Source organism: Paraburkholderia sp. UCT2, assembly GCF_014397665.1.
Classification (GTDB): Bacteria; Pseudomonadota; Gammaproteobacteria; order Burkholderiales; family Burkholderiaceae; genus Paraburkholderia; species Paraburkholderia tuberum.
The window spans coordinates 20,000-43,228 of the sequence record NZ_VZQO01000011.1; the positions used below are offsets into that span (position 1 = coordinate 20,000).

The 23,229-nt window shown below is 65.9% G+C and carries 22 protein-coding genes; 16 read left to right on the forward strand and 6 right to left on the reverse strand.

Annotated features, from left to right (window positions below):
• The first annotated feature begins 314 nt into the window (after positions 1–314).
• The 6 genes from F6X39_RS11430 (at position 315) to F6X39_RS11455 (ending at position 6,311) form a co-directional block, all read left to right on the forward strand.
• The gene (locus F6X39_RS11430; RefSeq protein ID WP_187616706.1) at positions 315–791 is read left to right on the forward strand and encodes a response regulator; all 477 of its coding nucleotides are present in this window, start codon (positions 315–317) and stop codon (positions 789–791) included.
• A gap of 270 nt (positions 792–1,061) precedes the next feature.
• On the forward strand, positions 1,062–1,928 hold the full coding sequence (locus tag F6X39_RS11435; RefSeq protein WP_187616707.1) for a glucose 1-dehydrogenase: 867 nt from the start codon (positions 1,062–1,064) through the stop codon (positions 1,926–1,928).
• Between the two features lie 87 nt (positions 1,929–2,015).
• Positions 2,016–2,333, forward strand: coding sequence for a hypothetical protein (locus tag F6X39_RS11440; protein ID WP_187616708.1), 318 nt, complete (start codon positions 2,016–2,018; stop codon positions 2,331–2,333).
• Between the two features lie 155 nt (positions 2,334–2,488).
• Entirely contained in the window at positions 2,489–3,049 is a 561-nt protein-coding gene (locus F6X39_RS11445) for a (2Fe-2S)-binding protein (protein WP_090809927.1), read from the forward strand.
• Complete coding sequence (locus F6X39_RS11450; protein ID WP_187616709.1) at positions 3,046–4,053, forward strand: FAD binding domain-containing protein; 1,008 nt, start codon at positions 3,046–3,048, stop codon at positions 4,051–4,053. The genes F6X39_RS11445 and F6X39_RS11450 overlap by 4 nt, the downstream gene beginning before the upstream one ends.
• A complete protein-coding gene (locus F6X39_RS11455) occupies positions 4,050–6,311 on the forward strand; it encodes a xanthine dehydrogenase family protein molybdopterin-binding subunit (protein WP_187616710.1) in 2,262 nt (753 codons plus the stop codon). Before F6X39_RS11450 ends, F6X39_RS11455 begins: the two co-directional genes overlap by 4 nt.
• Positions 6,312–6,382: 71 nt before the next feature.
• Here the strand turns inward: F6X39_RS11455 and F6X39_RS11460 are convergent, their stop codons facing one another.
• Positions 6,383–6,805 (reverse strand): PRC-barrel domain-containing protein, encoded by a 423-nt coding sequence (locus tag F6X39_RS11460; RefSeq protein WP_187616711.1) that lies wholly within the window; start codon positions 6,803–6,805, stop codon positions 6,383–6,385.
• A 297-nt stretch (positions 6,806–7,102) separates the two neighbouring features.
• On the opposite strand from F6X39_RS11460, the gene glgX reads away from it, so the two are divergent.
• From glgX to F6X39_RS11475, 3 genes are all read left to right on the forward strand, one after another.
• Positions 7,103–9,316 carry a glycogen debranching protein GlgX gene (gene glgX, locus F6X39_RS11465; protein ID WP_187616712.1) on the forward strand — a complete coding sequence of 738 codons (2,214 nt, stop codon included), beginning with the start codon at positions 7,103–7,105 and terminating at the stop codon, positions 9,314–9,316.
• A 151-nt stretch (positions 9,317–9,467) separates the two neighbouring features.
• Positions 9,468–9,644 (forward strand): DUF2934 domain-containing protein, encoded by a 177-nt coding sequence (locus F6X39_RS11470; protein ID WP_184035182.1) that lies wholly within the window; start codon positions 9,468–9,470, stop codon positions 9,642–9,644.
• Between the two features lie 95 nt (positions 9,645–9,739).
• Positions 9,740–11,809 (forward strand): AI-2E family transporter, encoded by a 2,070-nt coding sequence (locus F6X39_RS11475; protein WP_187616713.1) that lies wholly within the window; start codon positions 9,740–9,742, stop codon positions 11,807–11,809.
• A gap of 61 nt (positions 11,810–11,870) precedes the next feature.
• Here F6X39_RS11475 and F6X39_RS11480 read toward each other — a convergent pair whose 3' ends face one another.
• Both F6X39_RS11480 and F6X39_RS11485 read right to left on the reverse strand, forming a co-directional pair.
• Positions 11,871–12,044 (reverse strand): hypothetical protein, encoded by a 174-nt coding sequence (locus tag F6X39_RS11480; RefSeq protein ID WP_187616714.1) that lies wholly within the window; start codon positions 12,042–12,044, stop codon positions 11,871–11,873.
• A gap of 63 nt (positions 12,045–12,107) precedes the next feature.
• Positions 12,108–13,718, reverse strand: a complete 1,611-nt coding sequence (locus F6X39_RS11485) for an FAD-dependent oxidoreductase (RefSeq protein WP_187616715.1) — start codon at positions 13,716–13,718, stop codon at positions 12,108–12,110.
• A 251-nt stretch (positions 13,719–13,969) separates the two neighbouring features.
• Between F6X39_RS11485 and F6X39_RS11490 the strand changes: the two genes are divergently transcribed.
• Both F6X39_RS11490 and F6X39_RS11495 read left to right on the forward strand, forming a co-directional pair.
• Positions 13,970–16,129 (forward strand): hybrid sensor histidine kinase/response regulator, encoded by a 2,160-nt coding sequence (locus tag F6X39_RS11490; RefSeq protein WP_187616716.1) that lies wholly within the window; start codon positions 13,970–13,972, stop codon positions 16,127–16,129.
• Positions 16,130–16,280: 151 nt separating this feature from the next.
• A complete protein-coding gene (locus F6X39_RS11495) occupies positions 16,281–16,565 on the forward strand; it encodes a hypothetical protein (protein ID WP_184035170.1) in 285 nt (94 codons plus the stop codon).
• Between the two features lie 121 nt (positions 16,566–16,686).
• Here the strand turns inward: F6X39_RS11495 and F6X39_RS11500 are convergent, their stop codons facing one another.
• The 3 genes from F6X39_RS11500 to F6X39_RS11510 all read right to left on the reverse strand — a co-directional run bounded on the left by F6X39_RS11500 (position 16,687) and on the right by F6X39_RS11510 (position 18,559).
• Positions 16,687–17,706 carry a class I fructose-bisphosphate aldolase gene (locus F6X39_RS11500; RefSeq protein ID WP_187616717.1) on the reverse strand — a complete coding sequence of 340 codons (1,020 nt, stop codon included), beginning with the start codon at positions 17,704–17,706 and terminating at the stop codon, positions 16,687–16,689.
• A gap of 97 nt (positions 17,707–17,803) precedes the next feature.
• Positions 17,804–18,223 carry a secondary thiamine-phosphate synthase enzyme YjbQ gene (locus F6X39_RS11505; protein WP_187616718.1) on the reverse strand — a complete coding sequence of 140 codons (420 nt, stop codon included), beginning with the start codon at positions 18,221–18,223 and terminating at the stop codon, positions 17,804–17,806.
• Positions 18,224–18,238: 15 nt separating this feature from the next.
• Complete coding sequence (locus F6X39_RS11510) at positions 18,239–18,559, reverse strand: thioredoxin family protein (protein ID WP_090809954.1); 321 nt, start codon at positions 18,557–18,559, stop codon at positions 18,239–18,241.
• A gap of 172 nt (positions 18,560–18,731) precedes the next feature.
• Here F6X39_RS11510 and F6X39_RS11515 point away from each other — a divergent pair, with 172 nt between their 5' ends.
• From F6X39_RS11515 to F6X39_RS11535, 5 genes are all read left to right on the forward strand, one after another.
• Entirely contained in the window at positions 18,732–19,028 is a 297-nt protein-coding gene (locus tag F6X39_RS11515; protein WP_090810532.1) for a DUF2628 domain-containing protein, read from the forward strand.
• A gap of 78 nt (positions 19,029–19,106) precedes the next feature.
• Positions 19,107–19,595, forward strand: coding sequence for a hypothetical protein (locus tag F6X39_RS11520; RefSeq protein WP_187616719.1), 489 nt, complete (start codon positions 19,107–19,109; stop codon positions 19,593–19,595).
• 235 nt (positions 19,596–19,830) lie between these two features.
• On the forward strand, positions 19,831–21,174 hold the full coding sequence (locus F6X39_RS11525) for a sugar efflux transporter (protein ID WP_187616720.1): 1,344 nt from the start codon (positions 19,831–19,833) through the stop codon (positions 21,172–21,174).
• A 216-nt stretch (positions 21,175–21,390) separates the two neighbouring features.
• Positions 21,391–22,425, forward strand: coding sequence for a phosphogluconate dehydrogenase (NAD(+)-dependent, decarboxylating) (gene gnd / locus F6X39_RS11530; protein ID WP_187616721.1), 1,035 nt, complete (start codon positions 21,391–21,393; stop codon positions 22,423–22,425).
• A 74-nt stretch (positions 22,426–22,499) separates the two neighbouring features.
• Positions 22,500–23,198 (forward strand): HAD family hydrolase, encoded by a 699-nt coding sequence (locus F6X39_RS11535; protein ID WP_187616722.1) that lies wholly within the window; start codon positions 22,500–22,502, stop codon positions 23,196–23,198.
• Positions 23,199–23,229 lie beyond the last annotated feature (31 nt).

Below are 23,229 nucleotides of genomic sequence, written 5' to 3' on the forward strand. Positions count from 1 at the left end.
ATCCGTTGAAATACCGATATCGTGCGACGCCTCTGAACGAGACGGACCGCACAAGGACAGAGCGTCGATCGATGTTGCGCAGCGCGCACATCGCAGGCGCCGTCATTCAAACGCCGTGATGAATGGGCACGCTCAATCCCGCATTCCAACTGATTGCAACGTCGGAATGTGCGACGAGGCGTGCTGGCCGCGGCATCGTCCGAGCGAAGCGGAAATAACAAACAACCGGTCGTAGTCCGGCAGACGCAATGGGATCGAATCTTGCACGTGTGGCGCGGATGCCCTTCAGGGCGAATGTAAAAGGGTGTGAACTAATGACAGTGTTCAACGACAGCGTGGACAGCAGCGACGACGTGCTCGTATGGCGGCCGATCCGCTATGCGATGGCCGCGCATCGTCGCGTGCTGGTAGTTGACGATTACCGGGAAGCGGCCGAAGCGCTGCAAATGCTACTGATGGCCGACGGCTTCGAATGCCGCGCGCTCGACGATCCGTTTGCCGTGTGTGAGACCGCGCGCGAATGGCAGCCGTTCGCGGTGGTGCTCGACATCAAGATGCCTGGACTCGACGGGCTCGAACTCGCGCGGCGGCTGCGCGCGCATCCGCAGACTTCGCACATGCTGCTGATCGCGTGTACCGCGTTTGCGTCGCGCGACGATCGCGCGCTCGCGAAGGCCGCTGGCTTCGACGCGCACTGCGCTAAACCATTGACACCCGAGCGTCTGCTGCGCGTGCTCGAATCGGCGGCGGCGTTGCACGCGGCGGAGCCATCATCTGAATCACGCTGTTAGCGAAAACTTACTGACAGTTCTGTTATTTCTGCACGGTCGCCGCCAGAAAATCGCACTCGTCGCTCTGCGAATCTGTTTGTCATCGATCTGCCATCTATCTGCCATCTGTCCGCCACCGTTCTGTCCGGCGCAGTTTCTTTAGCCATGCGTGTCCTGCGCACAGGAGTTTCCTCTCGCTATTGCGCGCAGGCCCACTCGTTGCTGAAAGACCGATGATGCGGCGCGCTCGTGCGCGCCGCCCATGGTCATTCGCACCGAGGGAGATCCGACATGAGCGACACGCAACGTCCGGCACCGCCGTTTCCTGAACAGCAGCAGGACCAGAGGCCCGGCCGCACGGCCGGCATGAACCCGCAACCGGATCACGGCGAGAAAACCTATGAAGGATCGGGGCGTCTCGCAGGCAAGGCGGCGATCGTGACCGGCGGCGACAGCGGCATCGGCCGCGCGGTCGCGATCGCGTTCGCGCGCGAAGGTGCGGATGTGCTGATCGCCTATCTCGACGAAGACGACGATGCGCGCGAGACCGCACGCTGGGTCGAGGACGCGGGTCGCAAGGCGGTGCTGGTCGGCGGCGATATCCGCGATCGCACGCATTGCGATGCGATCGTCGACAAGGCGATCGAGGCATTCGGCCGGCTCGACGTGGTGGTCAACAACGCCGCGTATCAGATGAGCTATCCGTCGCTCGATGCGATCAGCGACGAAGAATGGGACAAGACCTTCGATACCAATATCGGCGCGATGTTCAGGATCACGCGCGCGGCGGTGCGCCATATGAAGCCGGGCGGAGCGATCATCAATACGTCGTCGATCAATGCCGATCATCCGAATCCTGGTCTGATCGCGTATGCGACCACCAAGGGCGCGATCCAGAATTTCACCGGCGGCCTCGCGCAATTGCTCGCGGACAAGGGCATTCGCGCGAACTGCGTGGCGCCGGGACCGATCTGGACGCCGTTGATTCCATCGACGATGCCGGCAGACAAGGTCGAGCAGTTCGGCAAGCAGGTGCCGATGAAGCGCCCCGGCCAACCGGCCGAACTGGCCGCCGCGTACGTGATGCTCGCGTCGGATGAAGCGAGCTACATCTCGGGCGCGACGATTGCGGTAACGGGCGGCGCGCCGATTATTTAGGTTGTCGAACTGATGGCGGCATGGCCGCCTGCGCTCACGTACGAGGTTCGCGCAGTGGGTTTTCATAACGTCATAAGGGAGAGTGCCATGAAGATCGATGTATCCGCCAAACTGGCTGCCGCGCTCGTTTCAGGCTGCCTCGCGCTAGGCTTTGCGCAGGCGGGCTTCGCGCAGACCGGTACCAATCCGTCCATGCAAAACAGCAAGTCTGCCGCGCAACCCGGCGCAAGCCAGGAAGAGTCGCGCACGCCGGATACGACCAGCGCGAACAACGCGAACGGCAATGTCGGCGAATCGGGGGGCGCCACCAATGGCGTCGCCGGCAGCGGCAATGGCCGCACCACCACCCACAAGCGCTTCAAAGGCGCGACGCCGCCGCGCGCGGGTAGTGGGGCGGGGCAATGAGCGATCCGTCGAGCGCGTCGGCCTGCCTCGCGACGCGCCGGACGCCGCGGCGGCATCGCGCTCGCGCGCTGTCGCCGCTTTGCATTGGTTTGCGTTGCGTTGAGTTCCGTCGCGCGCCGCACTGCTTGCGCGATGCCTTGTGAGGAGGAAATCCGATGGCTACCCCCGATGCTGAGACCGCCCGGGCCGACGCGCCCGCGTCGCATGCATTGACGTTCGAGATCAACGGCGAGACGCGGCGCTTCGACGTCGAAGCGTGGACCTCGCTGCTCGATCTGCTGCGCGAGCATGCGCACCTGAGCGGCACCAAGAAGGGCTGCGATCACGGTCAATGCGGCGCTTGTACGGCGATCGTCAATGGCCAGCGGATCAATACCTGCCTCGCGCTCGCGGTCGTGTACGACGGCGCATCGATCACGACGATCGAAGGTCTCGCGAACGGCGACACGTTGCATCCGCTGCAGCAGGCGTTCATCGATCACGACGCGTTCCAGTGCGGCTACTGTACGCCCGGACAAATCTGCTCGGCGCACGCGATGCTCGAAGAAGGACATGCGCGCTGCGCGGACGACGTGCGCGAGCAGATGAGCGGCAATCTGTGCCGCTGCGGCGCGTATCCGAACATCGTCGCGGCGATTCTCGACGCTGCGCATTTCGGTGACGATGACGCAAGGCAAGACAGTGCGGTCGCGAATAAATCTGGAGCGCGGCCATGAACCGCTTCTCATACACGCGCGCCGATGCGGTGCAGGATGCGCTCGAACGGCATCGCTCGGACAGGGGCGCCGCGTTCATCGCGGGCGGCACGAATCTCGTCGACCTGCTGCGCGAAGACGTGGCGCGCCCGGCTTTGCTCGTCGACATCAACCGTTTGCCGCTCAGGCAGATCGAAGTGTCGGCGCAGGGCGGCCTGAAGATCGGCGCGCTCGTCACCAATAGCGCGCTCGCGTATGACGATACCGTCGCGACACGCTACCCGCTGCTCGCGAAAGCGATCCTGGTGGGCGCGTCGCCGCAGATTCGCAACGTCGCGACGGTCGGCGGCAATCTGCTGCAACGTACGCGCTGCTACTACTTCTACGACGTGGGCACGCCGTGCAACAAGCGCGAACCCGGCAGCGGCTGTCCGGCGCTGCACGGCGTGAACCGCATTCACGCGATCCTCGGTGCCAGCGAGCACTGCATCGCCGTGCATCCGTCCGATATGTGCGTCGCGTTGGCGGCGCTCGGCGCCACCGTGCATCTGATCGGCAACGACGGCGCACGCACGCTGCCGTTCGCGGATTTTCACCGGCTGCCCGGCGATACGCCGCAGATCGACACCAACCTGCGCGACGACGAACTCGTGACCGCGATCGAACTGCCGCCGCAAGGCTTTGCCGCGCATCACGCGTACGTGAAGGTGCGCGACCGCGCATCGTATGCGTTCGCGCTGGTGTCGGCCGCGGTCGGTGTCGAACTCGATGACGAGTCGCGCATCGTCGACGCGCGGTGCGCGCTCGGCGGGGTCGCGCACAAGCCGTGGCGCGATCCCGCCGCCGAAGCCGCACTGCGCGGCGAGACGCTGAACGCGCGAACGTTGCGCGATTTCGCGGCGACGCTGCTGCGCGGTGCGCGCCCTCAGCGCGACAACGCGTTCAAGATCGAACTCGCGGCGCGCGTGATCGTGCGCGCCTTCGGCGAGGCCACACAACGTTCGTTCGAGGAGGCCGCGCGATGAACCGTGCCGAACCCTTGCCGTCGACAGGCAGCCCGAAGCCTGCCACCGGCGTGCCGCATTCGCGTGTGGACGGGCCCGTCAAAGTGACCGGCGCCGCGCAATATGCCGCCGAGTTCTGCGTCGAAGGGCTCGTGTATGGCGTCGTCGTGTCGGGCACGATCGCGGCAGGCAAGATCGTGTCGATCGATAGCTCGGCCGCCGAGGCGCTGTCCGGCGTGCTGCTCGTGCTCACGCATCGCAAGCGCCCGGCGCTGCCGTCGGACGTCGACGCGTTCAAGGACATGGTCGCGCCCGGCGGCACGCCATTGAGGCCGCTGTGGGACGAGCGCGTGTGGTACAGCGGGCAGCCGGTCGCGCTGGTGGTCGCGCAATCGCTGGAACTGGCGCGCTACGCGGCGTCGCTGGTGCAGGTGCGTTACGAGGCCGGCTCGCACCAGACCGATATCGAAGCAGCGTTGATGAGCGCCGTGCCGCCGTCGGCCGAGAAGGGCGGCTTCGATCCGCCTCCGCCCGAGCGTGGCGACCCACGCAAGGCCTTGGCCGATGCAAAGGCGCGCGTGGACGCGTTCTACACGACACCACCGGAGTATCACAATCCGATGGAAATGCACGGATGCACCGTGGTGCCCGATGCGCAAGGACGCTTGACCGTCTACGAAAAGACTCAGGGCGTCGTCAATACGAAGGGCTATCTGACGCGTGTGTTCGGTTTGAAAGACGACGAAGTGCAGGTGGTGTCGCCGTTCGTCGGCGGCGCGTTCGGCTCTGGCTTGAGGCCGCAATATCATCTGGCGCTCGCGGTAATGGCCGCGCGCGAACTGAACAAACCCGTGCGCGTCACGCTGACCCGGCAGCAGATGTTCACCTTCGCGCATCGTCCGCAAACGGTGCAGCGCGTCGCGCTCGGCGCGTCGGCGGATGGCCGCCTGCAGGCGGTGATCCACGAGGCGGTGTCGGAAACCTCGCGCTACGAGGACTACTGCGACGTGGTGGTCAACTGGGCGGGGCAGCTGTATCGATGCGACAACGTGTCGATGGGCTACAGGGTCGCGAAGCTCGACGTGCCGACACCGGCCGACATGCGCGCGCCCGGCGCGACACAAGGGCTCTTTGCGCTCGAAGTCGCGATGGACGAACTGGCCGAGGCATTGCGGATGGACCCGCTCGAATTGAGGCTCGTCAACTATGCGGAGCGCGACGCGAACAGGAATCTGCCGTTTTCGAGCAAGGCGCTGCGCGACTGCTATCGGGAAGGCGCGGCCCGCTTCGGCTGGGCGGGGCGGCCGCTCGAGGCGCGCGCACGCCGCGACGGCAACGAGTTGATCGGCTGGGGCATGGCGACCGGTGCGTGGGACGCGATGCAGAACGAAGCGGCCGCACGCGCGGTGTTGACGCCCGATGGCCGCGTCAGCGTGTCGAGCTCGACCGCCGATATCGGCACCGGAACCTACACCGCGATGACGCAGATCGCCGCCGATGCGCTCGGCGTGCCGCTCGGCGACGTCAGCTTCGAACTCGGCGACACCCGGCTGCCGAAGGCGCCGATCGAAGGCGGATCGTGGACGGTGTCGTCGGTGGGCAGCGCAGTCGATGCCGCGTGTACGCGCCTGCACAACCGTCTGGTTGAACTGGCGCGCGAACATGGCGGGCCACGGTTCGCGTCGGCGACTCGCGAACACGTACGGCGCGAGCGCAACCGGCTCGTGTGCGGCCCACACGAGGACGACTCGATCGCGATTGCGACGCTGTTGCAGCGCGCCGGGCTGGACGAACTCGAAGAGCAGGCCAGCGTGAAGCCGCACGAAAAGCAGCAGGCGTATTCGATGGGCACGCATTCGGCGGTGTTCGCCGAAGTGCGCGTCGACGAAGCGCTCGGCACTGTGCGGGTGACGCGCGTGGTCAGCGCGGTCGCGGCGGGACGCATCGTCAATCCGAAGACGGCGGGCAATCAGGTCGCGGGCGGCGTCGTGTGGGGCATCAGCATGGCGCTGCACGAGCACGGCCAGTTCGATCACGCGCTCGGGCGGCAGATGAATCACAACCTGGCCGAATATCACATGCCGGTGAATGCCGACATTCACGAGATCGACGTGCTGTTCGTCGACGAGCGCGATGACATCGTCAATCCGCTCGGCGTCAAAGGTGTCGGCGAAATCGGCGTGGTGGGCGTGGCCGCGGCAGTGTGCAACGCGATCTGGCATGCGACCGGCAAACGCATCCGCGATTTGCCCATTACGCCCGACAAGCTGCTCGGCTGACTACGCCCCTGAACGGATGTGCATGGATGGCCCGTTGCCGGGTCGATCGATTCGACGCGGCAACGCCGCGCTCAATTCGCGTACTTGAACTCCGGCAACGCCTCGAGCGATTTCTTCGTCGCCTCGGGCAGCACGACGCGCCGGTTGTCGATCTGCAGATCGTTGAACGGCACGGCGACCAGATGCTTGCCCATGCCGAGAAAGCCGCCGACCGACAGGATCGCATACGTGGTGCGCTCGGTGCCCGGCGACACGATCAGATCATCGAGCGTGCCGATGTTGTCCTTGTTGCGGTTGTACACGTCCGCGCCCGACAGCTTCGACGCGCGATAGCCGCTCGCGAGCTGCACGACGTCCGTGCGTTTTTCGGTGATCGCCTGCGGCGCGCCTTGCGCGAACGCGCTGCCGCACGTGCCCAACGCGGAAATCAGCGTAATGGCGGCGAGAAGCGATGCGGAAGCGGCCAGCGGTGTGATCTGCGTGTTGCGCATCATCTGTGTTCTCCCGGTTTGGTGTCGTGGCGTTTCGACGGCGCGCAATGCGTGCGCCTTGCCGGTATGCTGCAAATCTCATGCCGCGACTTTGAGCTGAGGGAAAGCGCGGCGGATCAGGCCCATAAGTTGCTACACACGCACCGGCGCGCTGCTTGCGCGCGGGTGCAATGTCCGGCGCGCGGGCCTCGAATGCCTACACTGGAACAATGAGCAGCAAAGAACACGTGGAAAGGCAGTTGAAAAAAACACATGCATGACCCTGAGATACCAACCTCCTTGCAGCCACTGAGAACACCTATGTCATCCCCAGCCAGCTACTCGACGCGCATTGCCGAAGGCACGCCTTTTCCGCTCGGCGCGACATGGAACGGCAGTGGCGTCAACTTCGCGTTGTTCTCCGCGCACGCAACCAAAGTCGAACTGTGTCTGTTCGATGAAACTGGCCAACACGAACTCGAACGGATCGAGCTGCCCGAATACACCGACGAGGTATGGCATGTGTTCGTACCGAATCTGAAACCGGGCGCCGTCTATGGATATCGCGTGCATGGTCCCTACGAGCCCGAAAACGGGCATCGCTTCAATCCGAACAAGCTGCTGCTCGATCCATATGCGAAGGCGCACATCGGCGAGCTGAAATGGGCGCCGGAAATCTTCGGCTATACGCTCGGCTCGGAAGTGCTCGACCTGTCATTCGATGAACGCGACAGCGCGCCTTTCGTGCCGAAGTGCAAGGTGGTCGACGCGAATTTTTCGTGGAGCCATCCGGAGCGCAACGCGCTGCCGTGGGAGCGCGTGATTCTCTACGAGACGCACGTGCGCGGCTACACGAAACGTCATCCGCGGGTGCCCGAGCGTCTGCGCGGCACGTTCGCGGGTCTGGCGCAGCAGTCGGTGCTCGACCATATCCGCAGCCTTGGCGTGACCTCGGTCGAGCTGATGCCGATCCAGACTTTCGTCAACGACAGCCATCTGCTCGACAAGGGTCTCACGAACTACTGGGGTTACAACACGATCGGCTTCTTCGCGGCCGATCCGCGCTTTTTCGCGTCATCGACCGAGTCGGTCGGCGAATTCAAGGAGATGGTCGACCGCTTTCACCAGGCCGATCTCGAAGTGATACTCGACGTCGTGTACAACCACACGGCCGAAGGCAACGAACGCGGCCCGACGGTCTCGTTCAAGGGCATCGACAACGCGTCGTACTACCGGCTGATGCCCGACGAGCCGCGCTACTACATCAACGACACCGGCACCGGCAATACGCTGAACCTGTCGCATCCGCGTGTGCTGCAGATGGTGACCGACAGCCTGCGCTACTGGGTCACCGAAATGAAAGTGGACGGCTTCCGCTTCGATCTCGCGACGATCCTCGGCCGCGAAGATCACGGCTTCGACGAGGGCGGCGGCTTTCTCGACAGCTGCCGCCAGGACCCGGTCCTCTCCAGCATCCGGCTGATCGCCGAGCCGTGGGATTGCGGCCCCGGCGGCTATCAGGTGGGCGGTTTTCCGCCCGGCTGGGCCGAATGGAACGATCGCTTCCGCGACACCGCGCGGGCGTACTGGAAGGGCGACGAGGGCACCGCCGCCGATCTCGCGACGCGCGTCACCGCGTCGGGCGACAAGTTCAATCATCGCGGCCGGCGGCCGTGGGCAAGCGTGAACTTCATTGCCGCGCACGACGGCTTCACGCTGAACGATCTGGTCTCGTACAACGACAAGCACAACGAGGCAAACGGCGAGGACAACCGCGACGGCCATTCGGACAACAAGTCGTGGAACATGGGCGTCGAAGGACCGACCGACGACGCCGACATCCGCCAGCAACGCGAGCGCCAGAAGCGCAATCTGCTCGCGACGCTGTTGCTGTCGCAGGGCACGCCGATGATCCTCGCCGGCGACGAATTCGGCCGCACGCAGCAGGGCAACAACAACGCGTATTGCCAGGACAACGAGATCAGCTGGGTCGATTGGGATGCGATCGACGACGACGGCCGCGCGCTGACCGAGTTCGTGCGCAATCTGACCACGCTGCGCCACCGTTTGCCGGTGCTGCGGCGCGGCCGTTTTCTGACTGGCGAATACAACGAGACGCTCGACGTGACCGACACGCGCTGGCTATCGCCGGACGGCACCGACATCACGGGCGAGCAGTGGGCCGATCCGGCGATGCGCTGCTTCGGCCTCGTGATCGACGGCCGTGCGCAGGCGAGCGGCATTCGCCGTCTCGCGTCCGACGCGACCTTGCTGCTGGTGCTGAACGCGTATCACGACGTCGTCAACTTCACGCTGCCCGACATTCCCGAGGGCGATTTTTGGACCTGCCTCGTCGACACCAACATGCCGGTGCGCGCCGAGCTGCCGCAATTCAGCGCGGGCGATGCCTACCAGGTGACCGGCCGCTCGCTGCTGCTGTTCGCGCTCGAAGCGCCGAGCCGCGCGACGCAGCGCGTGTTCGACCGCCTCGAAGAGCAGTTGACTTCCGACGAAGGCGACTCCGCGCCAGGCTAGTGCAGGCTGGCGAGCGACGCCAGCCCCGTTGCAAAAGCGGGCCGCAGCACAGGTACAAGGTTTGCTCCTTCTGTCGTTGACGATACGCACGCGTCTGCGATCTTCGCCACGGCAGACGCGCGCACGCAAACGGCCAAGCTGGAGTGAACAAATGGAACAGGAACCGAGCGTCGAGGAGCAGATCCGCACGCGCGCCTACTATCTGTGGGAGCAGGCGGCCGAGCCGAAGGGCACGCCCGAGCAATACTGGGAGCAGGCCCGCAGTGAGATCGAGAAGGAGGCACCACCGGTCGAGAGCGGGCCGGTGTCGGGCGATTCGATGAAATAGACATTGCTCAATGGTATTGAGTAATAAGACTCCGAGCCGGCGAACCGCGTGCGGCTCAGGGACCGTTTTTCCATGCCCGATCTTCGCTCCGCAACATGAACGACACACCCGAGCCGCGCGGCACGAGTGCCGCCTCGCGCATTCAGGCGGCCTCCACCGCATTCGGTATCGAGGGCCTCGTCACGTTCGGCGTCGGCGTGATCGCGGTCGCATGCCTGTACGTCGCGAGCGCGGTGATGATTCCGATCACGCTCGCGATCCTGTTGAGCTTTCTCGTCGCACCGCTCGCCGATGCGCTGACCCGGCTCAAACTCGGCCATGTCGCGTCGGTGTGCGCGGCGGTCCTGATCTCGGTGTCGGTCATCGCGCTGCTGTGCGCGGTAATCGCCACACAGCTGACCGATCTCGCGGTCGGCATGCCGCGCTATCAGGCGACCATCCAGCACAAGATCGACACCGTGCACAGTCTGACGATCGGCAAGCTGAACCGTTTCGCGAGCGAGGCGGGGCAGGCATTGCAGCGCGCGACGCTCGAGCCGCCGCAGCCGCGAGCGCCGAACGGCGCGGCGGCCGCGGCGAGTCCGCAGGCGTCGACGGCGGTGCCGGTGGAAGTGCGCGAGCCGGTGCCGACGCCGTTCGAGCTCGCGCGACGCGTGCTGTCGCCGGCCATCAGTCCGTTGGAAACCGCGTTCATCGTTTTCGTCGTCACGATCGTGATCCTGCTGCAACGCGACGACCTGCGCGATCGCGCGATCCGGCTGTTCGGCTCGCGCGACCTGCATCGCACGACCACGGTGATGGACGAGACCGCGCGGCGCCTGAGCCGCTACTTCGTGTCGCAACTCGGCGTCAACACCGGCGTCGGCGTCGTGATCGGGACGGGGCTGTTTCTGATCGGCGTGCCGAGCCCGATCCTGTGGGGCGTTCTCGCCGCCCTGCTGCGGCTCGTGCCCTACGTCGGCATCTGGATCGCGGCGATACTGCCCACCGCGCTCGCCGCCGCGGTCAGTCCCGGCTGGGCGATGGCGATCTGGTCGCTGGTGCTGTTCGTGGTCGCGGAGCTGGCGGTGGGGCAGGTGGTCGAGCCGCTGCTGTATGGGCGCAGCACCGGCCTGTCGCCGTTTTCGGTGGTGGTCGCGGCGATCTTCTGGAGCTGGATCTGGGGGCCGATCGGGCTGATCCTGTCGACACCGTTGACGCTGTGTCTGCTGGTGCTCGGGCGGCACGTGCGGCGTCTCGAGTTTCTCGACGTGCTGCTCGGCGATCAGCCCGCGCTGACGCCGGTCGAAAACTTCTATCAACGCGCGCTCGCCGGCGATCCGGATGACGCGATCGAGCAGGCCGAAGTGCTATTGCGCGACTGCTCGCTGTCTGCCTATTACGACAAAGTCGCGATCCAGGGCTTGCGGCTCGCGGCCAACGACGTGACGCGCGGCAGCGTGACCAGCGCGCAACTCGCGCGCATCGAGTCGACGACCAACGACCTGGTCGACGGCCTCGACGGTTACGAGGATATCGAGCCCGCGCCGCTCGCGACGCAGGCGAACCGGGGCGCAGTGGGGCCGCTCGCGCCCTCAGACGAAACGCAGGCCGCGCGGGCGATGCCGCGATCGGTCGACGCCGCGAACAGCGGCATCAGCACCACTGCGGTCACGCCCGAACAGATCCACGGCCCGGAGCAGGGGGCGTTCAGCCAACCGTCCGCTGCCGCGCCCGTATTCGCGTGGCATGCGCCGACGAGCCGCGTGTTGTGCCTGCCGGGCCGTGGCCCGCTCGATGCGCTCGCGACGATCATTCTGCTGCAGTTGCTCGGCAAGCACGGCTTCGCGGCGCGCTCGCTGCCGCACGAGGCGGTGTCGCGCGCGTCGATCGACAGCCTCGTGGCGGACGACGTGGGCATCGTCTGCCTTCTGTATCTGCAGATCGACGGCATTCCGTCGCATTTGCGCAATCTGATCCGGCGCATCCGCACGCGCTTGCCGAAGGTGGCGATCGTGGTCGGCCTTTGGACACCCAAGGATACGCAGCAGTGGAGCGCGGAACAGCAGGAATCGCTGGAAGCGGAGTGCTCCGTGACGTCGTTGCAGCAGATGCTGGCCGCGTGCCGTCGCATCGATGCGACGCGAACGGTGATCGCGGAGCCGCAGTTCGAGGATGGCCGATAGGTGGTTTTCCTGAGCAATCAATCGTTGCTGATGCGTCCCGGCATCGCGGCTTGTTATCCGCCTATTGACCGGCGGGCTTGTCGTGCCTGCCCTTCGACTTGTCCTGCTCCGGCTCGATCTTCGTGGTGCCTCCCGTCGAAGGCGGGTCGCTAGCCGGGAAGCTGTCTTCGACCTGCTTGTCGATCTGCTGCTCGCTCTTTTCCGAGTGCGGATGCTTTTCCTTGTTTGTCGTCATGGTGGCTCCTTGCTCCAGGTTGAACGTCAAGACATCGGATCGCGCGAGTCCACGTGCGCATCGTCACGACGCCGCCGCTTCCGGCGCGCCGATGATCGCGAGCGCGTCGGCCCGCGACAGCCCGCCGCGCATCGCGTCGGAAAGCCGCGCGGTCAGCGCTTCGCGCTCGCAGGCGAACACCGCGTCGACGTGGCCGTCGCGCACGTACAGGGCGATGAACTGGTGATGATCGAAGTCGCCATCGACGACGATCTCATCCCACTCGCTCGCGTGGCCGAGGTATTCGAAGTTCTTGCCGTAGTGATAGGTCCAGAAGAACGGCACGTCGGCATAGCGATTGCGCAAACCGCACATGTTCTGCGCGGCGATGCGCGCATGCTGCTGCGCGACGCGCCAATGCTCGATACGCACCGGCTCCTGGTTCTCATGCAGCGTGAACACGGCGATATCGCCGGCCGCATACAGACCGCACGCGGCGTTCATGCCGGCATTGACGACCACGCCGCCGTCCTTCTGCAACGGCAGTCCTTCGACAAACCCCGTAGCCGGCTCAACCCCCGTGCCCAGCAGCACGACATCGGCCGCGATGGCCTCGCCGCCGGCGAGCATCACCGTATGCACATTGCCTTCCTCGCCCTCGAGCGAGGCGACCTTGGCGTCGAGATAAAACTTCACGCCATTGCTTTCGTGCAGCGCGCGAAACATCTGGCCCGCGCGCTCGCCGAACTGCTTCGCGAATGGCACCTTGTCGCGCGAAATCACGGTGACGGGCACGCCGTGCTTGCGCAACGCGGACGCGACTTCGAGGCCGATGAAGCTGCTGCCGAGAATCGCGACGCGGGTTTGCGATGCATCGTCGCCGAGCGCGTCGATCAACGCGGCGGCATCGTCGAGGTGTCGAAGCACATGCACGCCGCCGAGTTCGCAGCCGGGCATGTCGGGCACTTTCGGCACGCTGCCGGTCGCGAGCAGCGCGGTGTCGTATTTCAGCGGCTCGATGCTCTGCTCGCTACCACCCGCGCCGGCTTCGAAATGGATCGTGTGCGCAGGCACGTCGAGCCGCGCGACCTTCGCGACGATGCGCTCGATGCCGTGCGTGTGCAGCCAGTCGGTCGGCAGCAGCGGCGGCACCTCGGCGGGCGTCATTTCAAACGAGGGGACGAATTTGCTCAGCGAGGTGCGGTCATAGGGTGCGTGCGCTTCGTCGCCGATCAGCGTGATGCGGCCCTCGAAGCCGAACTCGCGTAACGCGGCACAGGCAGCGGCGCCGGCCGCGCCCGCGCCGATTACCACGTAGTGCTTGTCTTGCGCGGTGGCATCGGGCGGGGATGTGTGCGCCGCCGGTTCCGGCGCTGCGATTTTTTCCGCCGACACGAGCACGTCGTCGCCATCGAGCGTGACCGGGTAGCGATCGAGCGGCAGCAGCGCGGGCGGCTCGAGCACGTTGCCGGTCGCGACGTCGAACGTACCCTTGTGCCATGGGCAGATGATGCGGCCGTGGCACAGCGCGCCCTCTTCGAGCGGGCCCCCGGCATGCGGGCAATCAGGCGAGTACGCCCGCACGGTGTCGCCATCGCGCACGAGCAGAATCGGCGTGCCGTCCACGATCACGCGCACCGCGCGGTCCGCTGGCAATTCCGGGAGCCGCGCGACGCGGCGGGCAGTCGTGGACATGGTGAGGCCTCGCGCAAGAAAGAGCTCGCGCAGCGCACGCAAACGCGTCGCGAGCGGTGACGGAAGTACGCTTGCCATCAAGCAGCGATAAGGCAGCAATCGTCGTGCCCGGACGCGTCGGCGGAGTGATGCCGTGAAGCTGCTTGGGAAGATAGGCCGAGTTGCGGTAAATTTCGAGACAGGGGAATTAGCGCGCGAACAGCGGCGTGCGAATTCACAGGCAATGCCTTCCCTGACCGTATGCAACTTTGATGGAGCAGGTGACCGTGCAGCGTGCAGAACGTGTCGCAGTCGATGTGCCGATGCCGTCACGCAACTTCGCCGCGACGCGGCGCATGCTGCTGATCTTGCTGGCCGTGTCGATCGTGTTTCCATTGGCCTGCCTCGTGGGCTATGGCTACTTCGACTACCAGCGCCGCATCTCCGATGCGAACGATATGATCGACCGCATCGCGCGCGTGGCGCAGGAGCAGGCCGTCAAGGTGCTGGATTTGAACCGGCAGATGGCCTCGCGCGTGATCGAACTGCTCGGCAATTCCGACGACGCGCAGATCCGCGCGCGCGAGCGCGAATTGCACGAGCGTCTGCAGAGCATCGGCGGCGACTTTCCGCAGGTGGCGTCGATCTCGCTGCTCGGCGTGAACGGCCAGTTACTTGCGTCGAGCCTCGCGTATCCGGCGCCGGCGATGACGATCGGCTTGCGCGAGGACTTTCTCGCCGCGAAGGCGATGCGTCCGCAGCCGTATTTCTCGCTGCCGATGTTCAGCGCGCTGTCGAAGATTGACGTGTTCACGACCGCGATCGCCCGCACGGGTACGGACGGTCAGTTTCTCGGCGTGGTCACGGTGGCGCTGCGCAACGAATATTTTTCGCGCTTCTATCGCGAGCTGACCAACGGCGATCCGTCCCTCGCGCTTGCGCTGTACCGGCAGGACGGCAATCTGCTGGTGCGCTATCCGCCATGGCCGGCCGGCGCGCGGCCGTCGATGCACAGCGCGTTCATGTCCGCGTTGCGCGACAAACAGCTGTTCGGGCACGTGCATCTGAATTCGACCGTCGACGGTGTCGAGCGGCTGCTCGCGTTTCGCCGCGTCGGCGACTATCCGTTGTATGTGATGAGCGCGTACGCGATGTCATCGATCGTGGCGGCGTGGCGCACGCACTTTATGTTGATCGCGGCGCTGACGGCGGTGCCCTGCATCGCGATCTGGTGGCTCGTGCTGTATTCGCTGCGTCAGCTCGAGGCGGAGCGGCGCGCGTGGGAGCGGTGGCAGGGCGAGGTCGCGATGCGTCTGTCGGCCGAGGCGTCGAGCCGGCAACTGCAGCGCATGGGCGCGCTCGGCAATCTGGTCGCGAATGTCGCGCACGATTTCAACAACCTGCTGATGGTGGTGTCGGCGAACACCGAGCTCGCGCGCCTCAAGCACTACAACGATCTCGAGAAGGAAGTGCATGCGGTCGAGCGTGCCACGGCCACGGCCGAAGCGCTGACGCGGCGTCTCTTGAGCGTCGCGCGCAAGCAGCCGCTGAAGCAGGAGCCCGTCGAGCTTGCGCGCTGGCTGCCGGCCGCCGTGCCGCTGATCAACGCGGCGCTCGGCGACACGGTCGAACTGGCGTTGCGCATGCCGGAGAACCTGTGGCAGGTGCTTGTCGATCCAACCGATCTCGAGTTCGCGATCGTGAACATCGCGATGAACGCGCGCGATGCGATGCCGCGCGGCGGACGCTTCGTGATCCGCTGCCAGAACAATCGGCTGGTCGGCAGCGATACGCTGCTGCCGGACGGCGAGTACGTGCTGATCGCCTGTTCCGACGACGGCGAAGGGATGCCCGAATCGGTCGCGCGACGCGCGTTCGAGCCGCTGTTCACGACCAAGCTGCGCGGCTCGGGCACCGGCCTCGGGCTCGCTCAGGTGCTGTCGATGTCCGAGCAGGCCGGTGGCACCGCGAAGATCGACAGCGTGCTGGGCAGCGGCACGACGGTGCGGATGTTTTTGCCGCGCTATCGTGAGGGCGCCGCGCTGGCCGGCGCCGATGCGCGCCAGCCGCTGCCGACCGCGGCCGGGGCCGTGCTGCTCGTCGAGGACAACGAGGACGTCGCTGCCGGCGTGACCGCGGTGCTCGAAACCTTCGGCTGCGAGGTGCATCACGAGCCGACCGCCGACCAGGCGTTCGACGTGCTGAACGCTGGCGAGCGCTTCGAGCTCGTGCTGTCGGACATCCAGATGCCGGGCAAGCTGAACGGTATCGACCTGGCGGAGAAGATCCGCAGCGCGTGGCCGTCGCAGAAGATCGCGCTGATGACCGGTTACGCCGACGAGCTCGACCGCGCGCGTCGGCTCGGCATTGCGATACTCGCGAAGCCGTTCAATATCGACGAACTGCATGCGCTGCTGGCTTGCGGCACCTGAAGCCGCGGCACCGTTCGTCTATCGCGTCCATGGGCTTTTCCTGGCGTGCTGTGCTGCGGCACAGCCCTTGCTGAAAAGAGCGCGAGGTTTGCGCGTGCGGTCACCGCGCGCCCACTTCCTTTCGACACTCTCGACACCGAGGAGAATCGCCATGAAGATCAGACACGCAGTGCTCGTTTCCATCTTGCTCGCGGCTTCGTCGCTCGCAATGGCGCAAGGGGCCGGCGGTGGCGCAGGCGGCGGGGGGCCGGCCGGCAACGACCCGAACACCAACGCCGCGACCTCGACACGCGAGGGCGGCGATGCGGGCGCGACCGGGACGGCCACGCCTTCGACTCACCATCACATGAAGAAGCATTCGAAGTCGAAGAAGCCCATGACCGACTCGACGAATACGCCGGGCGCCGACGCGAGCAGCGATACGAAGGGGCAGTAAGCGCAGCGTATCAAGGCAGAAGGGCGGCTGGAGTCGCGCGTCGGGTGTGACCCGGCGTGTCGGCTCCCGCCGTTTTGTACATAAACGTGATTACTGGCGATTCGCAATCGCTCGCCAGCGGTCAATCCTTTTCCATCGCCGCGTCGTACTTGCCGAGCGCGGCCGCGCCGTTCAGACGCGCGCGCTTGAGCAACGCCTGCTGCGCTTCCTTCACGTTGGCCGGCTGTCCGCGCCACGCATTCAACGGCGGCTCCTGCAACGCGCGCCCGTACGAAAAGCTCAGATTCCACGGCAGCGCGCCGAGCCGGTTCATCGCACTGAGATTGGCGGTAGCCTCCTCGGGCGACTGTCCGCCCGACAGGAACACGAGACCGGGAACCGAAGAGGGCACCGTACGCATCAGCACGCGCACGGTTGCCGCCGCGATATGCGCCGTGCTCGACTGCTGCTGATGCTCGGAGCCGGCCAGCACCATGCTCGGCTTCAGCACGATATGTTCGAGCACCACGCGATGCCGATGCAGCGCATGAAACACCTCGTGCAACACGGCCTCGGTGACTTCCGCGCAACGCTCGATCGTGTGCTCGCCGTCCATCAGCACCTCGGGTTCGACGATCGGCACGATGCCGGCTTCCTGGCTGATCGCCGCGTAGCGCGCGAGCGAATCGGCGTTCGCCTCGATCGCGAGCCGGCTCGGCAGGCTCGCCGTGATGTTGTAGACCGCGCGCCACTTCGCGAAGCGCGCGCCTTGCCGCTTGTAATCGGCGAAGCGTTTGGCGAGACCGTCGAGGCCTTCGGTGATCTCGTCGCCGGGAGCGAGCGCGAGCGGCACCTTGCCGAGGTCGACCTTGATGCCGGGCACGATGCCGTTTGCCGCGGCCACCTGCGGGAACGGCGTGCCGTCGTCGGCTTTCTGGCCGAGCGTTTCTTCGTAGAGGATCACGCCGCTCACGAACTCGCCGAGACCGGGCGTCGTCAGGAGCAGGTTGCGATACGCGCGACGGTTTTCCTCGCTCGAATCGAGGCCGATCGTCTTGAAGCGTTTGGCGATGGTCGGGCCGCTTTCGTCGGCGGCGAGAAGACCCTTGCCCGGTTGAACCATCGCCTTGACGGTGGCTTGCAGCTCGCTACGGGTGTCCATGAGGTGTGCTCCCTTGGGTAGGCTCCGTTCGATGCAGTGTGCGGAGAAGTGCCGGTGACAGTTTCCTTTGCGTGACGAGTGGGTGCGAAAGCGGACTTCATTCGCCGAGCAGATGCAACACGATATCGCGCGGCTGCGGGTGACGCCGATGTTCGAACAGATACAGCCCCTGCCATGTGCCGAGCACCATCCTTCCATGCTCGACGGGCACGGACAACTGCACCTGGGTGAGCGCCGTGCGCAGATGCGCGGGCATGTCGTCGGGGCCTTCGGTGTCGTGCTCGTAGCGCGTGTCGTCCTCGGGCGCGAGGGTCTCGAAGTAGCGCTGCAGATCTCGCCGCACGGACGGATCGGCATTCTCCTGAATCAGCAGCGACGCCGACGTGTGCCGGCAAAACAGCGTCAGCAGACCGGTACGGATGTCCGTATCGTCGACGAAGCGGCGCGCGTCGTCGGTAAATTCGACGAGGCCGCGGCCGCGGGCCTGGATACTCAGATGATGGATGACCTGGCGCATGACGGAGCTCGAATCTCAGAGCGACGCGAACGCGTCGTCGATATCCTCGGCGCTGCGTGGCCGCACCACGCGCGCGACCTCGGCGCCGTCGCGCATCAGCACGAGCGTCGGCCACAGCTTGACCTTGAACGAGCGGCCGAGCGGGCGGCCGGGGCCGTCCTCGATCTTCAGATGCCGCAGGCCCGCGTGCGGCGCGAGCGCCTGCCGGATCGATGCCTGCGCGCCCTGGCAATAGCCGCACCAGTCGGTGCCGAATTCGACGACGGTGACGCCGGGCAGCGAGTCCAGCTCGGCGCGGGTCGGTCCTTTCGGGGAATAAGCTGTCGGCGAGGTCATGCGTGCTCCGCTGCTGATCGTGATCTGCCAAGGGTAGCAGCTATGCCGCGGATCGTCAGCGCAGCAGCCGTATGCTGCCGATGCGCGCGGTGTCACCGCGGCATGTTAAAAAGCGGTGCGCGCGTGCTCGACCGATCGACGCGCCGCGTCATCGCACGGAACCTCGCAAAACATGAACGCACGAATCTATCTGCAGCATCCGCAACACAAAGACGCTATCGCGGTCGCGACCGGCTTCAGCTGGGGCGCGTGCCTGCTCGGCTTCATCTGGGCGCTGTCCAAGCGAATGTGGTTCGCCGCGTTCGTGATGCTAGGCATCAACGTGATCCTGCTGGGCATCGGTCTGTGGGGCGAGACGGCCGATCTGATCGGCTTCGTGCTGTCGATCGTGTTCGCGTTCGCATGCGGCGCGTATGGCAACCGGTGGCACCGCTGGACGCTCGAACAGCGCGGCTACGTCGTGGTGTGATGCGTTCGCGCTGGAGCGGGGATTGCTGCGCGCAGGGGTGTGATCGAAGTTGAGTTCAATCCGTCATGGAGGCGTTTTATGCCCATTGCATCGGCAGTCGCTGGTCTTTCCGCTGATCGGCTTTCGACGCGCGGCGCGCGGGCGGTCGCGCTGGCTGCATCGTTGGTCATGTTGGCCATCGCGCCGCTCGCGCACGGCGCCGACGCGGCGCCCCCCGCCACGATTGCGGCCACCCCAGCCACGGCAGCCTCCGCCCCCGCCGACGACACCTTCCTGCTGACGATCTTCCTGCGCCACGACGAATCGAAGCCGCTGCCGAAAATCAACGATCAACTGCGCGAGCAGGGCTTCTTCAAGACCTTCCCGCCGCCAGGCATCGAAGTCGTGTCGTGGTACGTGATGATGGGCATCGGGCAGGTCGTGACGCTGCGCGTGCCCGCGAGCCGGTTGCGTGAAGTGAACCGCGCGATCGAATCGACCGCGTGGGGCGGCTATCACACCGAGTTTTATCCGACCTACGACTACAAGGCGCAGGCGCAGCAAATGCGCGCAACTGAGGGCAAGTAGCGTTGAGCGTGCCAGCAGCTTGCCGCTAACGGCACGCATCGGCACGGCGCGGCGCGAGTCGCCGGATGCATCCGCGCGCGCCTCACGGATTTGGGACAGCTATTAGCGGGTTTACGCGAGCCGCGCTCCGGGTCGATAATGCCCCGGTCGTTCCGGCCCCCTGCCTGCGACGCCTAACGTGCCTTCGAGCGCTTCGCTGCGTATCGAGGCCCGCTCCACCTGACCCACCGTCCCCGTGTTGAAAACTGCGCGTTTTTTCGACCTGCTTCGCATTCCTGGCTTCAAGCCGCTCGCCGCCGCCACCCTGATGCTCGGTGTGGCAATGTCCTTCACCGCCCCGTATCTGTCTCTGTTCGGCATCGAACGCGCCGGCATGACGCCGTTCCGGCTCGGCGTATTCATGACGCTGATCGCCGCGAGCGGCGTGCTCGCGAGCACGGCGGCGGGGCGCTGGAGCGACCGGAGCGGGCGGCATCGACCGTTATTGCTGGCGGCGCTCATCGCAGCCGCGCTCGGCTACCTGTGTCTGTGCGTGGTGCGCGATTACCGGCTGCTGCTCGTGGTCGGCATCGTGTTCATCGGCGCGGGCGGTTCGGCGATTTCGATGGTGTTCTCGTTCAGCCGCGCGGCGCTGCCGGTGCCCGACCCTGCCGAGCGCGTGTTCGCGAGCGCGACGCTGCGTACGATCCTCTCGGCCGCATGGGTGTTCGGGCCGGCGGTCGGCGCGCTGGTGCTCGCCGCGACGAGCTTCACCGGACTCTTCCTGTTCGCGGCCGCCAGCTTCGCGACCTGCGGCTTCATCGTCTGGCGCATGCAGGAGCCGCAGAGCCATCTCGGCGATCACACGGTCGAGGACACCGCGTCGGAGCCGTCCGCGTCGATCACGGTGCCGCCGCTGAGGCAGCCCGGCGAGGACGCGCACGAAACGCTGCCGGTCGCGTCGGCGAACGACATCCTGCGCTCGGTGACCGCGCTGACCTTGCTCGGCCTCGCCGCGAACGCGACGATGATCGTACTGCCGCTGTACATCGTGCATGGGCTCAACGGCACGCATCTCGACGTGTCGGTGATGCTCGGTCTCGGCGCGCTGACCGAGATCCCGATGATGCTCGCGCTCGGCGCGAAGTCGTCGTCGCTGCACAAGCCGAACTGGCTTGCCGCGTGCGCGGCCGTGCATGCGGTGTACTTCGTCGCGATGTCGCTGGCGGGCAACGTCAGCGAGCTGATCCCGATGCAGATGCTGAACGCATTCGTGGTCGCCGTGACCTCGTGCCTCGGCATGACCTACGTGCAGGATCTGATGCCGCATTCGCCCGGGCGCGCGACCGCGCTGTTCTTCAATGCGGCGCGGGTCGGCTCGATCCTGTCGGGCGTGCTGTCGGGGCTGCTCGTGCAGGCGTTCAGCTATCGCGGCACGTTCCTGTTCTGCGGGCTGCTGGGGCTGTGCGCGCTGGTGCTGTTCGCGGTGCCCGGCTATCGCTATCCGCTGATGTGGCGCGCGGTCAAGCGCGTCGCGGCCGAGCAATACGCGAAGCTGGCCACCCGCCGCGGCACGCGCGTGCCCGAGCGTAGCGAATGACACGTGAGCCCGCCGCGTTCGCTTTCGTGCGGATGCGGCGCGCCTCCAGTTGCGAGGAACTTTGAGCCGCGCTGCGCCTCTGCAAAAAAGTGCGGCTTGCTTCGATACCTGCGGCGTAGCTCGCGACACAGCGTCTATGCTTAAGGGCAGCCACGCCGCCGCAACACGGCGACCGGAAAATCGGGCAGCGCAACGCAGCATCTTTCGGAGCGAGCCATGCAGCTAGGCATGATTGGATTGGGACGAATGGGCGCCGACATGGTGCGGCGCCTGACCAGGGGAGCTCAGCAGTGCATCGTCTACGACGTGCAGCCGGCGGCGGTCGACAGGCTGAAGCAGGAAGGCGTGGCCGGCGCGAGCTCGCTCGAAGACCTCGTCGCGAAGCTCGACAAGCCGCGCGCCGTGTGGCTGATGGTGCCCGCCGCCGTGGTCGACGCGACGCTCGACAAGCTCGTGCCGCTGCTCGAGCCGGGCGACGTCGTGATCGACGGCGGCAACTCCTACTACCACGACGACATCCGCCGCGGCCAGCAACTCGGCGCGCGCCAGCTTCACTACGTGGACGTCGGCACGAGCGGCGGCGTCGCGGGGCGCGAGCGCGGCTACTGCCTGATGATCGGCGGCGAGGCTGAGGTCGTCAAACGGCTCGAACCGATCTTCTCGACGTTGGCGCCCGGCGCGGGCACGCAGAGCGCGACACCGGGCCGCGCGGCGGGCGCGAGCACCGCTGAGCAGGGCTTTCTGCATTGCGGCCCGCAAGGCGCGGGGCATTTCGTCAAGATGGTTCATAACGGCATCGAGTATGGGCTGATGGCCGCCTACGCCGAGGGTCTGAACGTGCTGCGCCACGCCGACGCCGGCCGCCACGCGCGCGAGGCCGACGCGGAGACCTCGCCGCTGCGCCGTCCCGAGCTGTATCAGTACGATCTGAATCTCGCGGACATCGCCGAGGTCTGGCGGCGCGGCAGTGTGATCGGCTCGTGGCTGCTCGACCTGATCGCCGGCTCGCTCGCCGGCGACACCGAACTGAAAGGCTACGCGGGCCGCGTATCGGATTCGGGCGAGGGGCGCTGGACCGTCACGGCGGCCATCGACGAAGGTGTGCCGACACCGGTGCTCAGCGCGGCGCTGTTCGCGCGCTTCAGTTCACGCGGAGAAGCCGATTTCGCGAATCGCGTGCTGTCGGCGATGCGGCACGATTTCGGCGGCCACGCGGAAAAACCCGTTGCGCCGGACGGCGGGCTGAAGTAGCCGAGGCCATCCACGCGTCCGCTATCACGCCGATCCGCCGAACCGTCCCGCCGAACTTGCCACAAGGAACCCCGATGCCAGTCAGCTCCGCCACGCCGCACGACGTCGTGTTTCTGTTCGATTGCGACAACACGCTGCTCGACAACGATCACGTGCTGCAGGATCTGCGCGCGCACATGATGGGCCAGTTCGGCGAAGAGAACAGTGCGCGCTACTGGGAAATCTTCGAGAACCTGCGCACCGAACTCGGTTACGCCGATTACCTCGGCGCGCTGCAGCGCTACCGGACCGAGCATCCACGCGACACGCGCCTGCTGTTGATGTCTTCGTTCCTGATCGAGTATCCGTTTGCGAACCGGCTCTATCCGGGTGCGCTCGACGCGCTGCGGCATCTCGGCAAGCACGGGCCGACGGTGATCCTGTCGGATGGCGACGTCGTGTTCCAGCCGCGCAAGATTTCGCGCTCGGGCCTGTGGAACGAAGTCGACGGGCGCGTGCTGATCTACATCCACAAGGAGTTGATGCTCGACCAGGTGATGGAATGCTATCCGGCGCGCCATTACGTGATGGTCGACGACAAGCTGCGAATTCTGAGCGCGATGAAGAAGGCATGGGGCGCGGAGCTGACCACCGTGTTCCCGCGCCAGGGACACTATGCGTTCGATGCGAAGGAGATCGCGAGCAATCCGCCCGCGGACGTGACGGTCGGGCGGATCGGCGAGTTGGCGGAGATCGACGTGGAAACGCTGTTGCGTAGCGCGAAGGGCAACTAGGCGGCGCCGCGCGTGGTGTGCGGGCGCCGTT

Excerpts from the sequence above, each read along its gene's own strand:
- F6X39_RS11430 (WP_187616706.1), top strand. The coding sequence starts at position 315 with ATGACAGTGTTCAACGACAGCGTGGACAGCAGCGACGACGTGCTCGTA.
- F6X39_RS11435 (WP_187616707.1), top strand. The coding sequence starts at position 1,062 with ATGAGCGACACGCAACGTCCGGCACCGCCGTTTCCTGAACAGCAGCAG.
- F6X39_RS11440 (WP_187616708.1), top strand. The coding sequence starts at position 2,016 with ATGAAGATCGATGTATCCGCCAAACTGGCTGCCGCGCTCGTTTCAGGC.
- F6X39_RS11445 (WP_090809927.1), top strand. The coding sequence starts at position 2,489 with ATGGCTACCCCCGATGCTGAGACCGCCCGGGCCGACGCGCCCGCGTCG.
- F6X39_RS11450 (WP_187616709.1), top strand. The coding sequence starts at position 3,046 with ATGAACCGCTTCTCATACACGCGCGCCGATGCGGTGCAGGATGCGCTC.
- F6X39_RS11455 (WP_187616710.1), top strand. The coding sequence starts at position 4,050 with ATGAACCGTGCCGAACCCTTGCCGTCGACAGGCAGCCCGAAGCCTGCC.
- F6X39_RS11460 (WP_187616711.1), bottom strand. The coding sequence starts at position 6,805 with ATGATGCGCAACACGCAGATCACACCGCTGGCCGCTTCCGCATCGCTT.
- glgX (WP_187616712.1), top strand. The coding sequence starts at position 7,103 with ATGTCATCCCCAGCCAGCTACTCGACGCGCATTGCCGAAGGCACGCCT.
- F6X39_RS11470 (WP_184035182.1), top strand. The coding sequence starts at position 9,468 with ATGGAACAGGAACCGAGCGTCGAGGAGCAGATCCGCACGCGCGCCTAC.
- F6X39_RS11475 (WP_187616713.1), top strand. The coding sequence starts at position 9,740 with ATGAACGACACACCCGAGCCGCGCGGCACGAGTGCCGCCTCGCGCATT.
- F6X39_RS11480 (WP_187616714.1), bottom strand. The coding sequence starts at position 12,044 with ATGACGACAAACAAGGAAAAGCATCCGCACTCGGAAAAGAGCGAGCAG.
- F6X39_RS11485 (WP_187616715.1), bottom strand. The coding sequence starts at position 13,718 with ATGTCCACGACTGCCCGCCGCGTCGCGCGGCTCCCGGAATTGCCAGCG.
- F6X39_RS11490 (WP_187616716.1), top strand. The coding sequence starts at position 13,970 with ATGGAGCAGGTGACCGTGCAGCGTGCAGAACGTGTCGCAGTCGATGTG.
- F6X39_RS11495 (WP_184035170.1), top strand. The coding sequence starts at position 16,281 with ATGAAGATCAGACACGCAGTGCTCGTTTCCATCTTGCTCGCGGCTTCG.
- F6X39_RS11500 (WP_187616717.1), bottom strand. The coding sequence starts at position 17,706 with ATGGACACCCGTAGCGAGCTGCAAGCCACCGTCAAGGCGATGGTTCAA.
- F6X39_RS11505 (WP_187616718.1), bottom strand. The coding sequence starts at position 18,223 with ATGCGCCAGGTCATCCATCATCTGAGTATCCAGGCCCGCGGCCGCGGC.
- F6X39_RS11510 (WP_090809954.1), bottom strand. The coding sequence starts at position 18,559 with ATGACCTCGCCGACAGCTTATTCCCCGAAAGGACCGACCCGCGCCGAG.
- F6X39_RS11515 (WP_090810532.1), top strand. The coding sequence starts at position 18,732 with ATGAACGCACGAATCTATCTGCAGCATCCGCAACACAAAGACGCTATC.
- F6X39_RS11520 (WP_187616719.1), top strand. The coding sequence starts at position 19,107 with ATGCCCATTGCATCGGCAGTCGCTGGTCTTTCCGCTGATCGGCTTTCG.
- gnd (WP_187616721.1), top strand. The coding sequence starts at position 21,391 with ATGCAGCTAGGCATGATTGGATTGGGACGAATGGGCGCCGACATGGTG.
- F6X39_RS11535 (WP_187616722.1), top strand. The coding sequence starts at position 22,500 with ATGCCAGTCAGCTCCGCCACGCCGCACGACGTCGTGTTTCTGTTCGAT.